This is a genomic window from Odoribacter sp. N54.MGS-14 (genome assembly GCF_000980295.1).
Lineage (GTDB): Bacteria > Bacteroidota > Bacteroidia > Bacteroidales > Marinifilaceae > Odoribacter > Odoribacter splanchnicus.
In genome coordinates this window covers 1-15,261 of record NZ_LARL01000074.1, presented here as the reverse complement: position 1 = coordinate 15,261, position 15,261 = coordinate 1, and the positions used below count along the sequence as shown (strand labels likewise).

14 protein-coding genes and 4 pseudogenes are annotated in these 15,261 nt (G+C 41.8%); 14 read left to right on the top strand and 4 right to left on the bottom strand.

All coding sequences use genetic code 11. The features are described 5' to 3' along the window. Positions 1–170: 170 nt before the first annotated feature. Positions 171–1,007, bottom strand: coding sequence for a mechanosensitive ion channel family protein (locus tag WS42_RS12525; protein WP_013610918.1), 837 nt, complete (start codon positions 1,005–1,007; stop codon positions 171–173). Between the two features lie 248 nt (positions 1,008–1,255). On the opposite strand from WS42_RS12525, the gene argS reads away from it, so the two are divergent. The 6 genes and pseudogenes from argS (at position 1,256) to WS42_RS12495 (ending at position 6,701) form a co-directional block, all read left to right on the top strand. Then, positions 1,256–3,046, top strand: coding sequence for an arginine--tRNA ligase (gene argS, locus WS42_RS12520; RefSeq protein ID WP_022160328.1), 1,791 nt, complete (start codon positions 1,256–1,258; stop codon positions 3,044–3,046). Positions 3,047–3,060: 14 nt separating this feature from the next. After that, positions 3,061–3,897 carry a histidinol-phosphatase gene (locus WS42_RS12515; protein WP_013610920.1) on the top strand — a complete coding sequence of 279 codons (837 nt, stop codon included), beginning with the start codon at positions 3,061–3,063 and terminating at the stop codon, positions 3,895–3,897. Between the two features lie 82 nt (positions 3,898–3,979). Continuing rightward, entirely contained in the window at positions 3,980–4,222 is a 243-nt protein-coding gene (locus tag WS42_RS12510) for a putative signal transducing protein (protein WP_013610921.1), read from the top strand. A gap of 36 nt (positions 4,223–4,258) precedes the next feature. Next, positions 4,259–4,516, top strand: a complete 258-nt coding sequence (locus WS42_RS12505; protein WP_022160327.1) for a TIGR03905 family TSCPD domain-containing protein — start codon at positions 4,259–4,261, stop codon at positions 4,514–4,516. A gap of 33 nt (positions 4,517–4,549) precedes the next feature. Further along, positions 4,550–5,323 carry an inositol monophosphatase family protein gene (locus WS42_RS12500; RefSeq protein ID WP_022160326.1) on the top strand — a complete coding sequence of 258 codons (774 nt, stop codon included), beginning with the start codon at positions 4,550–4,552 and terminating at the stop codon, positions 5,321–5,323. 19 nt (positions 5,324–5,342) lie between these two features. Further along, positions 5,343–6,701 (top strand): annotated as a pseudogene (locus WS42_RS12495) (MATE family efflux transporter). A 21-nt stretch (positions 6,702–6,722) separates the two neighbouring features. On the opposite strand, the gene WS42_RS12490 reads toward WS42_RS12495, so the two are convergent. Next, on the bottom strand, positions 6,723–7,514 hold the full coding sequence (locus tag WS42_RS12490; protein WP_013610925.1) for a patatin-like phospholipase family protein: 792 nt from the start codon (positions 7,512–7,514) through the stop codon (positions 6,723–6,725). Between the two features lie 199 nt (positions 7,515–7,713). Between WS42_RS12490 and guaA the strand changes: the two genes are divergently transcribed. From guaA to WS42_RS12455, 7 genes are all read left to right on the top strand, one after another. Continuing rightward, positions 7,714–9,243 carry a glutamine-hydrolyzing GMP synthase gene (gene guaA, locus WS42_RS12485; RefSeq protein ID WP_013610926.1) on the top strand — a complete coding sequence of 510 codons (1,530 nt, stop codon included), beginning with the start codon at positions 7,714–7,716 and terminating at the stop codon, positions 9,241–9,243. Between the two features lie 228 nt (positions 9,244–9,471). Beyond that, a complete protein-coding gene (locus WS42_RS12480; RefSeq protein WP_013610927.1) occupies positions 9,472–10,500 on the top strand; it encodes a DHH family phosphoesterase in 1,029 nt (342 codons plus the stop codon). 32 nt (positions 10,501–10,532) lie between these two features. Further along, the gene (locus tag WS42_RS12475; protein WP_013610928.1) at positions 10,533–10,868 is read left to right on the top strand and encodes a DUF1904 family protein; all 336 of its coding nucleotides are present in this window, start codon (positions 10,533–10,535) and stop codon (positions 10,866–10,868) included. Positions 10,869–10,954: 86 nt separating this feature from the next. Then, positions 10,955–11,380, top strand: coding sequence for a MarR family winged helix-turn-helix transcriptional regulator (locus WS42_RS12470; RefSeq protein WP_013610929.1), 426 nt, complete (start codon positions 10,955–10,957; stop codon positions 11,378–11,380). A 44-nt stretch (positions 11,381–11,424) separates the two neighbouring features. Next, the gene (locus tag WS42_RS12465) at positions 11,425–12,888 is read left to right on the top strand and encodes an aminoacyl-histidine dipeptidase (protein ID WP_022160322.1); all 1,464 of its coding nucleotides are present in this window, start codon (positions 11,425–11,427) and stop codon (positions 12,886–12,888) included. Beyond that, positions 12,888–13,358, top strand: coding sequence for a free L-methionine (R)-S-oxide reductase MsrC (msrC, locus tag WS42_RS12460; protein ID WP_013610931.1), 471 nt, complete (start codon positions 12,888–12,890; stop codon positions 13,356–13,358). The genes WS42_RS12465 and msrC overlap by 1 nt, the downstream gene beginning before the upstream one ends. Before the next feature lie 141 nt (positions 13,359–13,499). Further along, positions 13,500–14,234 carry a tetratricopeptide repeat protein gene (locus WS42_RS12455; protein ID WP_013610932.1) on the top strand — a complete coding sequence of 245 codons (735 nt, stop codon included), beginning with the start codon at positions 13,500–13,502 and terminating at the stop codon, positions 14,232–14,234. Between the two features lie 140 nt (positions 14,235–14,374). Here the strand turns inward: WS42_RS12455 and WS42_RS15620 are convergent. Then, a pseudogene (locus WS42_RS15620) lies at positions 14,375–14,485 on the bottom strand (HAD hydrolase-like protein); the annotation flags it as partial. Beyond that, positions 14,482–14,923: pseudogene (locus WS42_RS12450) on the bottom strand (DapH/DapD/GlmU-related protein). The pseudogenes WS42_RS15620 and WS42_RS12450, both read right to left, overlap by 4 nt. A gap of 2 nt (positions 14,924–14,925) precedes the next feature. Between WS42_RS12450 and WS42_RS15615 the strand changes: the two are divergent. Beyond that, positions 14,926–15,169: pseudogene (locus WS42_RS15615) on the top strand (AraC family transcriptional regulator); the annotation flags it as partial. Positions 15,170–15,261 lie beyond the last annotated feature (92 nt).

The following is a 15,261-nucleotide window of genomic DNA, read 5'->3' as shown; positions in this document are numbered from 1 at the left end:
TTATTTTCTGCAAATTTACGCTCTTGGAACCATATAAACAACTGTACTACAATATTTTAATTTATAGAACTCCTCTATAGTTATTTAAACGAAAAAAGGCTGGTAATGTTTTAAGGGGGATTTTTTACTGTCGGCAGGATCATGATCTAGTCCTGCCGACAGTAAAAAGATTATTTTTCGTTATAGAGGTGTACATCCATTTGCGGGAAAGGAATATTGAGGTTTTCCTCTGCAAAGGTCTTGTATACTTTTTCGTTCATATCGAAAAAGACACCCCAATAATTTTCTGCTTTTACCCAGGCCCGAACGACAATGTCGACAGAACTGGAGTTAAGAGCGGTTAAAGCGATAAAATAATTGGGATCTTTCAATACTCTGGGATCATTATCTAAAAGCCGGGCAATGACAGCTTTTGCATGTTCGTAGCTATCACCGTAGCCGATTCCGAATACCCAGTCGACCCGCCGTTGCGATTCTTTCGAGTAGTTCATCATAATTCCGGTAGATAAGCCTCCGTTAGGAATGATGATCACCTTGTTATCGGTAGTCGTAATGATGGTATTGAAAATCTGGATCTCTTTCACTGTTCCCGACTGACCTTGTGCTTCGATATAATCTCCCACTTTAAACGGTTTGAAAAGCAGTATCATCACTCCACCGGCAAAATTTTGCAGTGTACCGCTCAATGCCATACCGACAGCGACACCGGCAGAAGCAAATAAAGCGATGAATGAGCTTGTCTCGATACCTAAAACACTGATAATGATAATCACTAAAGTGAAATTCAGGGTGATACTCACCAAACTCTTGGTAAAAGTGGCCAATGAAGCTTCGACATGCCGTTTCGTAAGTATGTTTATAACTAAACGATTTAATTTTTTTACAATCCAACGACCGATGAAGAACACCAGAAGTGCCACCAGCAACTTGGAACCGAATGAAACACTGAGATCAATAAGTTTATTGACCAATGTGTCCAAAGACATTGTAGATAAAGAATTTTCCATAATTAATTGATTTTTTATTTATCACCCACTATAGAGATTTTTTATTTTTCTTCTTTTAGAGTTTCATTTATTGGTATTTTGAAGTATACTGAATCCTTGGGACATATCAAATTACGCTCCAAAGTTATCATATTTATATTTTTTTACAAAAATTACGACCGTAAAAGGCTTTATTCCACTTTCATTTTTAATGTTTCACTAAATAATTGTATTTTTGTAACCTGTGAAAAATTAATTGTCAGAATACTATGAGCATAGAAAGTTTGTTGACCACCAAGGTGATAGAAGCTGTGAAGCAGTGCTATGACGCTGATGTGGATAAGGATAAAGTGCAGTTACAAGCTACCCGGAAAGAGTTTGCGGGAGATTTGACTGTGGTTGTTTTTCCATTTACGCGTTTTTCGAAGAAATCTCCGGAAGAGACGGGGAAAGAATTGGGGGGCTACCTGAAACAACACATTGAAGAGATTAAAGACTACAATGTGGTGAAAGGATTCTTGAATATCGAGATTTCAGCGGCTTATTGGTTAGGTGTATTGAACGAAGTGGCTCAGGACCCGAAGTATGGATATGTGCATGAAAATAGCGGGCATTCTTACATGATCGAGTATTCTTCGCCTAATACGAACAAACCTTTACATCTCGGTCATATCCGTAACAACCTGTTGGGTTGGTCGGTATCCGAGATACAAAAAGCCAATGGACATGAAGTGAGGATGGTAAATTTGGTGAATGACCGGGGAATACATATTTGTAAGAGTATGATTGCCTGGAAAAAGTTCGCTAATGGTGCTACTCCCGAGTCTACAGGTACGAAGGGCGACCATTTTGTCGGCGACTACTATGTTCGTTTCGATAAGGAATATAAAGCTGAAATAAAAGCTTTGATGGAAAAGGAGGGAATGGAAGAAGAAGAGGCCAAGAAAAAAGCTCCGATCTTGCTGGAAGCGCAGGAAATGCTGCGTAAATGGGAAGCCGGTGATGAAGAGACCGTGAGTTTGTGGCGTACTATGAACGATTGGGTGTTGAAAGGTTTCGACGAAACCTATCGCTTGATGGGGGTGGGTTTCGATAAAGTATATTTCGAATCACAAACGTATAAAAAAGGCCGTGACATTGTCCTGAAAGGTTTAGCTGACGGTGTACTCTACCGGAAAGAAACCGGTAGTGTCTGGGCCGACTTGACCGGAGACGGGCTGGATCATAAATTACTGTTACGGGACGACGGTACTTCGGTTTATATGACTCAGGATATAGGTACGGCCTACGAACGCTTCAATGAATTCGATATGGATGAAATGATCTATGTCGTCGGAAATGAACAGAATTATCATTTCCAGGTACTTTCATTGATTTGTGGTAAATTGGGTTTCCCCTGGGCGGATAAAATTAAGCATTTGTCTTACGGAATGGTTGAATTACCTGAGGGAAAGATGAAATCCCGTGAAGGTACGGTTGTCGATGCCGATGATCTGATGGCTGAAATGATCGATACAGCCAGAGAAACTTCTCAGGAATTAGGAAAATTGGACGGCTATTCCGAAGCTGAGGCCGAAGAGGTATACCGGAAAGTGGCTTTGGGGGCGTTGAAATATTTTATTCTGAAAGTAGACCCCAAAAAGACCATGATGTTCAACCCGAAAGAATCGATCGATTTTAACGGAAATACCGGTCCTTTTATACAATATACTTATGCGCGTATTCAGTCGGTATTACGTAAGGCCGCAGACGCAGGGGCATCACCTTTGTCGGCGGATACACATATTCAGCTCTCGGAAAAAGAACAGAATCTGATTAAATTGGTGGCTAAATTGCCTGACGTGGTGAAAGAAGCAGGGACAACCTATAGTCCGGCATTATTGGCTAATTACGCTTATGACTTGGCTAAAGAATTCAATCAGTTTTACCATGATTTTTCTATTCTGAAAGAAGAAAATGAAGCTTTGAGAAATTTCCGTTTGTTGCTGGCTAAACAATGTGGTGAGGCGATTAAAAATGCCATGGGAATGTTAGGCATTGAGATGCCGGAAAGAATGTGATCGGGAAATGGGGTATGAATCTGACCAATTATCATAGTCATTGTTCTTTTTGTGACGGAAAAGCTCCTATGGAAGATTTTGTGAAGTCGGCTATCGCTGCCGGCTTTACTTCTTACGGTATATCTTCACATGCTCCGCTTCCTTTCGAGACGTGCTGGACTTTATCGCAAGAGCGGGTGCCCGATTATTTACAGGAAATTGGGCGGTTGAAACAGAGATATGCAGGAGAAATCGAGATCTATGCCGGTTTGGAAATAGACTATCTGAATGAAATTCAGAATCCGGCTAATTCCTATTTTCAGGCTTTACCGTTGGATTACCGGATCGGATCAGTCCATTTGGTGTATACTGACGAAGAGGAAATTATCGATACAGATACCGATCCTGAAAATTTCCGGTATTTATTGGAAAAGCATTTTCGTGGGAATTTGCAGGAGATGGTCACCCGCTATTTTGTTGCAGCCATGCGTATGGTGGAAGCGGGAGGTTTTGATTTTGTCGGACATGCCGATAAGATTTCTTATAATGCCGGGATTTGTCAACCGGATCTATTCCGGCAGGGCTGGTTTACCGATATGTTGAAGGAATACTTTACGCTGATTGCTGAAAGAGGTATCATGATGGAAATCAATACTAAAGCTTTTTTACGTAAAGGGTGTTTTTTTCCGGATATCCGGCATTTTGCCTTTATTCGTGCTTTGGGGATACCGGTACTGGTTAATTCTGATGCCCACCGTCCGGATTTGATCAATGCCGGGCGGGCGGAGGCTTTACAGGCGCTGAAAGAAGCTGGATTCCATACCGTTAGACAATTGCAGGGAGGAAAGTGGATCGATGTGCCGATTGCTTGAGAGATCAGTAGGGATGAACCTGGAAAGTTCCGGAAAAATTCGAATAAAAGAATTGATTTTTAACTGACAAACTTTCTATACAATGGACAGTTGGGTGATCGTACAAACCTTTATAAATCCGCAGGAAGCCTATATGGCTAAGGCTTTTTTAGAATCTGCCGGGATCGAAACCCGGATGCAGGATGAATTGACGGTCCGGACGGGGATCCATGCACAGGCAATCGGTGGAGTAAAGCTGCTCGTCCGGCATGAATGTTGGCAGGAAGCTCTGAAAGTCCTTGAAGAAGGTTTCTCCCTTATTCCGGCCGGCCTGGAAGTGCCGTAGTTGTGGAAAAGCTTGGAAATATAAATAATTTAAACGATGAAAAAATCGATTCATTTTATACCATCGTCGCTCGTTTGTTCGGTAGCTATTGATTTGACCGTGGAGGATGGGGTGATCCGGGAAGTTTGTTTCGAAGGAGGATGCAGCGGAAATCTGCAAGGAATTTCGATGTTGGTAAGGGGAATGAAAGTAGAGGAGGTAATAGAAAGATTGGAAGGTATACAATGTGGAAGTAAACGTACTTCCTGTCCGGATCAATTGGTGAAAGCGCTGAAAGAAATAGAAGGGTGTTAAAGGATTTTTTGTTTTTAATGGGAAGTAATTAAAATGAGTATTGATTTAAATCAGGCATTGGAATATGCGGTAGCCTGGGCGAAAGAAGTTGGAAAGATACAGCTTTCCTATTTCAGGGGAAATGATTTGGGTATACAAACCAAATCGAATGTGTACGATGTGGTAACAAGAGCCGATAAAGAAAGTGAAGCTTTTCTGTTGGATAAGATTCAGAAGCACTATCCCGGGCATGCAGTCTTTGGGGAAGAAAGCGGTGCTCATGCCGGTACTGCCGAGTATCGGTGGGTGATCGATCCTTTGGACGGTACGAATAATTATAGCCAGGGATTACCTGTATTTACAGTATCTATCGGGTTGCAATACCGGGAAGAAACCATTCTGGGGGTTGTTTATGCGCCGTATCTCGGCGAGTTGTATACGGCAATCAGGGACAGAGGAGCCCGGTACAATGGAAAAGTGATCCGTGTTGCTGAAAAACAGGATTTGGCTCATTCTGTTTTGGGAACAGGATTTCCTTACGATAAAGATGTAAATCCGGATAATAATGCTGCAAATCTGGCTGCAATCCTGCCTTCCATCCGGGGGATAAGACGAATGGGCTCGGCTGCTTATGATTTATGCTGCGTCGCTGCCGGTTGGTTGGACGGATATTGGGAATTGGCATTACAGCCCTGGGATATGTGTGCCGGAGCCTTGATTGTACAGGAAGCCGGAGGCATCGTCCGCAGATTCAGGGAAAACCGGGGTATTTCTATACTGGCAGGAAATGCGGCGCTCGTTGAGAAAATGGGTGAAAAAATACAATGATTTGATTTGAAATTAAGTTATGGCAACTTCCAGAGAGATGACAGCAGGGCCCGCGCTGCCACTTATTTTCAATTTTACGATGCCCTTGCTTTTGGGCAATTTGCTTCAACAGACTTATTCGTTGGTAGATGCTGCTATTGTCGGAAAATTCTTGGGAATAAATGCGTTGGCTGCTGTCGGAGCCAGTAGTTCCGTGATTTTCCTGATTTTGGGTTTCTGTAATGGGTGTAGTTGTGGTTTCGGTATTCCGGTGGCCCAGAAGTTCGGTGCCCGTGATTATGTCATGATGCGGCGTTAGGTGGCTGTGAGTTTGCAGCTTTCGTTGGTGATGTCTGTTATGATTGCTTTGATTACCAGTATCTATTGTGCAGATATCTTGAGGATTATGCGTACACCGGAGAATATCTTCGAGGGTGCGTATGCCTACTTGCTGGTGACTTTTATCGGAGTACCCTGTACGTTTCTGTACAATCTTCTATCCAGCATTATCCGTGCATTGGGAGATAGTAAGACACCGTTTTGGTTTCTGCTCTTTTCGACTATACTCAATATTATCCTGGACCTTTTCTGTATTCTGGTATTGAAATGGGGAGTTTTGGGAGCGGCGATCGCTACTGTTTTTTCTCAGGGAATTTCTGCCTTATTGTGTTATGTATACATGTACAGGCATTTTCAGATACTGAAAGGGGAAGCCAAAGAGCATAAATTTCAGTTGCATCTGGCAAGGACTTTATTAAATATCGGCGTACCGATGGGATTACAGTTTTCGATCACTGCGATCGGTAGTATTATGCTTCAAAGTGCAAATAATGCCTTGGGAACGGCTTGTGTGGCTGCTTTTACCTCTGCTATGCGGATCAAAATGTTTTTTATCTGTCCTTTTGAAAGTTTGGGAATCGCTATGGCGACTTATTGCGGACAAAATTACGGAGCAGGTAAGCCGAAACGTATCTGGCAAGGGATCAAAGCCAGTGGGGTGATGATGCTGATTTACGCCTTACTGACCTTTGTCGTTTTAATGGTCGGGGCGAGGACGTTGGCTTTACTTTTTGTAGATACTACCGAACTGGAAATATTGAAAAATACGGAGTTGTTTTTGCACGTATCTGCCTATTTCTTTCCTTTCCTGGGATTGCTTTGTATCCTGCGTTACACCATTCAGGGGGCAGGGTATACGAATCTGGCTATGCTTTCCGGAGTTTCCGAAATGATAGCCCGTACCCTGGTCAGCATATATGCCGTACCGGTATACGGTTATATTGCAGTTTGTTTCGGCGATCCGACAGCCTGGCTGGCAGCCGATCTCTTTCTGATTCCAGCCTTTATTTATGTCTACCGGAAATTGAAAGAGCTCAGATGTCCGTTGACGGAAGGCTGAAAGGATAAGCTGACCGGACGATCAGGCCAAAACCTGATGCCGGGTCTGTAAGATCGAATTTTTTAGAATACGTTTGGCTGTGAGATATCCCTCTTCATAGATCTCTCTGATGTGTTCCAGATCGAACATGCTGTATTTGGTCATATTTTGGGGGGATATGAATACATCGCACATATTCCGGTCGATATCGGTATTCCGGTCCAGACCCAGATGAAAAGAACGGATAGCCATACCGATCATGTTGGTGATTTTTTCCGAAGTATCTATCGAATTGATTTCGACGGCTATAATTTTCTCGCAACGCTTGCGTATGGGACGTACGGGAAGATTCATAAAGACTCCTCCGTCGACATAATCGACATGATCGATTTCCCGGGGAGTAAAGACTACCGGGATAGAGCAGGAAGCAATAATGCAGGGGAGAAGTTCTCCCTTTTCAAAATGGACGGGTACAGCTCCGTTAATGTCACTGGCTGTAATAACCAGGGGAATTTTCAGTTCTTCAAAAGTCTTGACATGCAGAAATTCTGCCAGCCGTTCTTCCATACCGTTCATAATCATGATCCCTTTCTTCGACATGGTGGGACGGGCAAAATGCAAAATTTTTTTCCCCAGGAAAAAATTCAAACATTCTTCGGGGGTATGACCGGCGGCAATCATGGCTCCGACAATCGAGCCGGCACTGGTGCCCGAGATGATATCGGGACGGAGGCCTGCTTCATACATGGCTTGTACGACTCCGATGTGGGCGAAGCCCCGGGCTCCACCGCCGCTGAGCACCAATCCTAACCGATATCGAGGTGTTGTATCCATAAATAATAGTTTCTAATTACCGATTTGTACGAAAATCCCGAGGTGGGGTTTTCATTGGCCAAAAATATAAAAGAAATTGTTTATTTGAGAGTATTCTTATCAGTTTAAATAATAGTTCTAAACCTGAAATTTATGAAAAGATATTTTTTACCTTTTACCTTTAATTTTTATCTTTGCACCTCAAATCAAAACAAATAAGATGCAGGAAAAAATTTTGATATTGGACTTCGGATCGCAGTACACCCAGTTGATTGCGAGAAGAGTCCGGGAATTGAATGTATATTGTGAGATTTATCCTTACAATCATTATCCGGCTCTCGACTCCTCTGTAAAAGGAGTTATTCTTTCCGGAAGTCCTTTTTCCGTCAGGGATGATAAAGCTCCTCAGCCGGATCTGACGGCGATAAAAGGTCAGTTGCCTTTATTGGGAGTGTGTTTTGGCGCTCAGTATTTGGCTCATCATTTCGGAGGAGAGGTAAAGGCTTCTAACAAACGTGAATATGGCAGGGCGAATTTAGCTTTCGTCGATAAAACAAGTAAGCTGTTTAAAGGTATCGGCGATAATTCACAGGTATGGATGTCACATGGAGATACGATAGAAAAATTACCGGCAGGCTGTCAGGTGATTGCCAGTACCAAAGATGTGAAAAATGCCGCTTTTAAGGTAGAGAACGAGATTACTTACGGTATTCAGTTCCATCCTGAAGTATATCATAGTACCGAGGGAACTTGTCTGCTTCGCAACTTTGTGGTGGGTATCTGCGGATGTTCACAGAACTGGACCCCCGATTCTTTTGTAGAGACGACAGTGGCTGAATTAAAACAGAAATTGGGAGACGACCGGGTGATTCTGGGATTATCCGGTGGGGTAGATTCTACTGTAGCAGCTATGTTATTGCATCGGGCTGTTGGTAAAAATCTGACCTGTATCTTTGTTGATAATGGTTTGCTGAGAAAAGACGAATATAAAACGGTTCTGGAGAATTATAAAGAGTTAGGACTGAATGTGGTCGGAGCGGAATCCGGAGATTTGTTTTTAGGACGTCTGGCAGGTGTCACCGAACCTGAAAAGAAACGGAAAATTATCGGAAGTACTTTTATCGATGTTTTCGATCAGGAAGCTTCTAAAATAGAAGATGCCAAATGGCTGGGACAAGGTACGATCTATCCCGATGTGATTGAATCGCTTTCGGTAAACGGACCTTCACAGACTATTAAATCCCATCACAACGTAGGAGGTTTGCCCGATTATATGAAATTAAAACTGGTAGAACCTCTCCGTTTGTTATTTAAAGATGAAGTTCGCCGGGTAGGAAAAAGTCTTGGTTTGCCGGATAAATTCCTGCAACGTCATCCTTTCCCAGGTCCGGGCTTGGCTATCCGGATCTTAGGCGAGATCACTCCCGAAAAAGTAAGACTTTTGCAAGAAGCCGATCACATTTTTATTTCTATGCTTCAGGAAGAAGGATTGTATAATAAAGTCTGGCAGGCCGGAGTGATGCTGCTACCGGTACAGAGTGTCGGTGTGATGGGAGATGAGCGGACTTATGAAAGTGTGGTTGCGCTTCGGGCAGTTGAATCGACAGATGGCATGACCGCCGATTGGTGTCACTTGCCTTATGAATTTCTGGCCCGGGTTTCCAATCGGATTATAAATAATGTCCGGGGGATCAACCGTGTTGTTTATGACATCAGTTCAAAACCACCTGCAACAATCGAGTGGGAATAATCTATAAACCAGTCCTAATGACTGTTTTTTATAACTCACGGAGGTAGGAGCTATGCCTCGTGAGTTATTCTATTTTAAAAATAGATTTAGTTTTATTACCTTTGAAGCCGTGAGATCGTAAATTATCACGTGGGAATAACTGGCTGGTAAGTTGTCCTTGGGGGCAGCTTATTTTTTTAGAGATAAAGGTAGATCCCTGTATAATAGGAAAATAAAAACAATTGGTTTATGAAAAATAATGCGGATGAAATAAGGAGATTAAAAGAACGATTAGGGCAGGGGACTTTAAAAACGGTGATTATTCCTCATATTTCGGCAGATGGTGATGCGGCAGGCTCTTGTTCGGCTTTGTCTGAAGTGTTGCAGCAAGTGGGAATAGAATGGCATATCCTGACCTGTGATTTTATTCCGGAATATCTCCGTTTTTTGAAAAATATCTCTTCGGCTATTTCTTTTCAGGAAAAACCGGAAGAATGTAAACGCTTACTTGCCGATGCCGACCTTATTTTTATGCTCGATCACAATACAGTTGCCCGGGAAGGTGACCTTGAAAATTGGGTGGTGGCTTCTCCTGCCGGGCGTGTAATCATCGACCATCATCCGGATCCCGATCCGCAACAATACGTAATCTCCGATACTCAGGTTTCTTCGACTTGTGAACTACTCTATATCGTCATGTCACAGATTTGGGGAAAGGAGATCGTTACTCCGGATATCGCCGGCGCTTTGTACACCGGCATTAATACCGATACGGGAGGATTGAGTCATAATTCTTCTCATCCGCAGACCTATCGGATTATCGCAGACCTGTTGGAAGCAGGATTGGACAAAGCTTATATCCATGAACGGATTTATCAAATGAACAATTTATCCCGTCTGCGTCTGATTGGAAATGTTTTACTCAATAAACTGGAGGTGAATGAACAATATCCGGTGGCTATTATGCCGATTACCCGGGAAGAATTAGACCGCTATAATTACAAAGACGGAGACTTGGAAGGGTTGGTCAATATTCCGCTCTCTGTTCACAATGTCTGTGTATCGGTACAAATCACGGAACGCAGGGAAAGGGTAAAATTATCTTTTCGTTCTAAGGGAAATGTGCCGGTCAATGAATGGGCTAAGGCTTTTTTCAATGGGGGAGGTCATTTGAATGCTGCCGGAGGACAGATGGATTTGCCGCTGGCAGAAGTGGTGAGAAAGGTAAAAGAAACGATTCCCTGGTTTTTCGAACAACTAAAAAACAGCGGTATTTAAATATTCATATTCTACTAAAAACTTTTATTGTTATGCCTTTTTTTAAATTTCATTTTGTAGAAGCTTCCCGGATGGCAGGTGTGAGTCGTCGGATGGCAGACCGGCTACAAGAGACGATCGGATGCCCGCGTGAACATATCGTGTTCGAGCTGATTCATTCCAGCGTGGTCGAAGATGTAACCATTAAGAGCGGTAATGATTGGCCTTATGTAGAAGTAGATTATTTTGAACGGCCTCCGGAGGTACAACACGAAGTTGCGAAAGTCATTTATGAATGTCTGATGGCCGCCGGATATCAGAATTCGGATGTATATTTTCGTTACCTGACTCCTGAGAATTATTATGAAAATGGAGCCTGTCTGAAATAAATATGTTGATAAAAAACGGGCCGATTTGGTGTGAAATATAAAAAGAATGCTTATGTTTGCGTATAGTATAAAACGCAACATAAACTATGGATGATGTCAGAGAATTAGTCTCTTATCTCAGTAAAGCTGAGCGGGGATATACCAAAACTTTAAATCGTGAGTTTTTGAAAGCCGGATTCGATTTGAGCAGGGAACAATATGAATTATTACAGGTGCTCTGGGCGGAAGATCACGTGAATCAGCAAACTATTTCCAAGAGGCTTCAGAAAGATAAATACAATGTGACGAAACTATTGAATACCCTGACGAAACGTGGGTTTGTGCAGCGGAAAATGTGTCAGGAAGATAAGCGGAATAATTTTGTGGTCCTGACCGAAAAAGGCATAGAGGCCAAAAAGGTTTTGACCAATATCGAAGAGCAGGTACATGCTGACCTGACTTTTACCATTGCTCCGCAGGAAATTAAATCTTGTGTTTGGGTGTTGAAGAAATTAACGGATATGATGGGCTAACGTCATATCCGTTGTTGTTAAATAAACCATGAAAAACAAATAAAATGGAAATTTTTAAAGGATTACAACCCGAATTGGTGTGGAGTTATTTCGAAGAGATCTGTAAAATTCCCCGCCCATCTAAAAAAGAAGAAAAAATAGCTGCCTGGTTGATGGAATTTGCTAAGAAACATCAGCTGGAAGCTCGTCAGGATGAAGCAGGTAATGTATTGATTACGAAGCCGGCTACTCCGGGAAAAGAACAAACCCCGGGTGTGGTTTTACAAGCACACATGGATATGGTTTGTGAGAAAAATGCAGATACCGTTCATGACTTCGATAAAGATCCGATAAAACCTTATATAGACGGTGAATGGGTAAAAGCCAAAGGTACGACACTGGGAGCGGACGATGGTATTGGAATAGCTGCTGCATTGGCTGTTTTGACAGATGAAAATATTCAGCACGGACCTTTGGAATGTCTGTTTACCGTTGACGAAGAAACCGGATTGACCGGGGCTTTTGCTTTACAGCCTGGATTTTTTCAGGGCAAGATATTATTGAATCTGGATTCGGAAGATGAAGGGGAAATTTTTATCGGATGTGCCGGTGGAATCGATACCGTTATTCGCTTGCCTTACCGAAAAATGGTTTTACCTGCCCATAAATTTGCTGTTCAGGTTAAAGTGAAAGGATTGCAGGGCGGACATTCCGGTGATGATATTAATAAAGGGAGAGGAAATGCGATCAAGATATTGAATCGCTTTCTGTGGGATTTGAATGAGCGGTATGGTCTGTTGATTGCATCTTTGGAAGGAGGAAACCTGAGAAATGCCATAGCCCGGGAAGCTAATGCGGTGATCGTTTTCGATGAAGTCCTGAAAGAAAATATCCGGGTTGACTTCAATATGTATGCAGCTGAGATGGAGGAGGTTTGGAAAATAACAGAACCGGGACTACAGTTGGAACTGGAATCTGTCGATTTACCTGGAGAGGTATTGACTCAGGAATTTACCAATAAATTATTGAATGCCTTGTATGCTTGTCCTCATGGTGTATTCGCGATGAGTTATCGGATGCCTGGAATGGTAGAAACTTCTACTAACCTCGCAGCAGTGAAATTTATCGAAAACGATACGATCTTGATTACAACTTCCCAGAGAAGTGATGTCGATTCGGAGAAGATGAATATTGCTCATATGGTGGCTGCAGTATTCCGTTTGATCGGTGCTGAAGTGGAGCATGGAGAAGGATATCCGGGGTGGGCACCTAATCCGGAATCCGCTATTTTGAAAATTGCAGTGGAATCTTATAAACAACTGTTCGGTTATGAACCTGTAGTCAGATCTATCCATGCAGGATTGGAATGTGGACTGTTTTTGGAGAAATATCCCGGAATGGATATGATTTCCTTCGGCCCGACCTTACGTGGTGTGCATTCCCCGGATGAGAAAGTAGATATCGAAACAGTCGGGAAATGGTGGAAACATTTAGTGGATATTTTGGAACGTTTAACAAAAGAGGCCTAATGAACGATACAGGTAAAAGTGCTAAACTAGCCAAATATGACCGGCTGTATGAGCAAATTAAAGGTTATATTCATACCACTGAAGATATTTGGGCACGATTAGCGACCATGGAAGCTGTTTTGCACCATAAAATGCAGACATTTTTTTGGACCGGAGTATATGCGTTGATCGATGACGAACTGATCGTCCGTTCTTATCAGGGGCCTGTGGCCTGCCAGAAATTACGGCATCATACCGGAGTATGCTGGGCTGCTGTTTCTTCTGAAAAGACCGTTATAGTCGGGAATGTTGAAGACTTTCCCGGTCATATTGCTTGCAATTCCATGTCTAAAAGTGAAATTGTCATCCCTATTCGTGATCCCGAAGGAAAGGTGTTTGCTTGTCTGGACATAGATAGTGATAAGCTTGATGCCTTCGATCAGGAAGACGAAGAAGGATTGAAAAAAATTTTATCCTTGCTCTATGAGTGAATAGAAAAGTAACCCCTGCATGTGAAAATAATAGCTCATTTGTAAAAAATCTGAAAATGATTTTGAATTTTAGAGAGACATTTTTACCTTAGGGGCTGTAACTATTATAAAAATGATAACTATTAAATATTATTCTGAACTATGAAAAGAATTGCATTTTTAATTTTAAGTGTTTTATTGACGGTAAGTGTTTTTGCTCAGGATCCGGGGGCTACAGAAAAAAATGCCGGTAATGCAGCTGTTAAAGCTAAAAATTATCCAGAGGCTTTCAAGCAATATGAAGCTTATCTGAAAATTGTAAACAATAAAGATAATGCAACTGTCTATAATACGGCTTACTGTGCTACTAAAATAAAGAATTACGCAGCTGCTGAGAAATATTTTGATATGTCTATCAAAAATAACTACAAAGGTGCGTCTTCTTATCTGGGAAAAGCACAGGCACAAAAAAGCCAGAATAAAACTGCAGAAATGTTGACCACTTTGCAGGATGGAATGAAAGCATTTCCGGGAAATATGAAGTTGGAAACCATGTATGCTGCTTATTATATGAAGGAAGGACAGACATTCCAAAAAGCAGGTGATGAAGCGAAGGCTGCTGAAAATTATACTAAAGTGGTGAATTTGACAACCAAGAGTTTTAAAACCCAGGGACTGGCCAGCTTAGCTAGTTTATACTTTAACAATGGAGCAAAGATTTTGCAGGCAGCAACTCCGATAGCGAATAGCGATAAAGCAAAATATGATGCTGAGAAAGCTAAAGCGGTGAACGACTTCAAAAAAGCAAAGGATTATCTGGTACAAGCTCAATCTTTAGATCCGGCAAATCAGGATGTAAAAGATCTGATGAAACAGGTAAACGAAGCTCTGAAATAAAAAATTTCAATACGAATAAAAACGGTTCCTCTTTTTCAGGAACCGTTTTTTTTGGAACTCCGGGACGGACTTTTCGTCCGCTTTTTAGATTACTTTGGAACATATCTAAATCATTGCAATAGAATTATCGATTGGATAGAACTAAACACTTTTGATGTATAGGGAACTACTGCCTGTTTAAAGGCTTCGATACACATTGGGATCGTATCGGCAATTGTACCATCCAAATCAAAAGTTATCAATTTTATCATGGTTTCTTAGTTTGATTGATTTGACGTATCACTTTACATGGATTTCCAACAGCCAAACTATTTGCCGGAATATCTTTTGTAACGATACTACCTGCTCCGATTACACTACCGTACCCAATTGTAATTCCGGGAAGGATTACTACGCCGCCACCGATCCAGCATCCGTCCTTAATCGTAATAGGCAAAGCGTAAGTACGGCGAATTCGTTGTATTCCATCTTCTGTTTCGACAGGTGCTAGCCGTTCATCTAAATCAATAGGGTGAGTTGCTGTATAAAGCTGAACATTAGGAGCAATAAGAACATTACTTCCGATTGTAATTTTATTACAATCCACAAAAGTACAACCGGTATATCAATAACTTATGTGTCCGGGTCTTTAAAGCCAAGAAAACCTGGTTGTGGCAATCATACCATTCACCGGCCAGACATTTTTCTATATTTGTTTTTACCTCCACAAGCCGATGAATGTTCAGCTAATAAGTCTCTCGATATTCTTCAATATATCCAGGCAAATATCTATCAGACAGATAAAATCAGAGCAAAAGAAATTAACCAGTACTTCGGTATATCTGAAAGTTACTTAGGACGTTATATAAAAAAGCACACCAATGAAACAATGCAGCACTACATATAACAAAGGCTGTAGTCCTTCAAGTTTCAGAAAAAGTAATAAGACAATATAATGCGCATCTATTCTTAATCTAATATGTTTCAGCGATAACATAATTATCTGTTTTCTGCCAGTGATAGTCAAATCTCACCACTTCCAGACAGT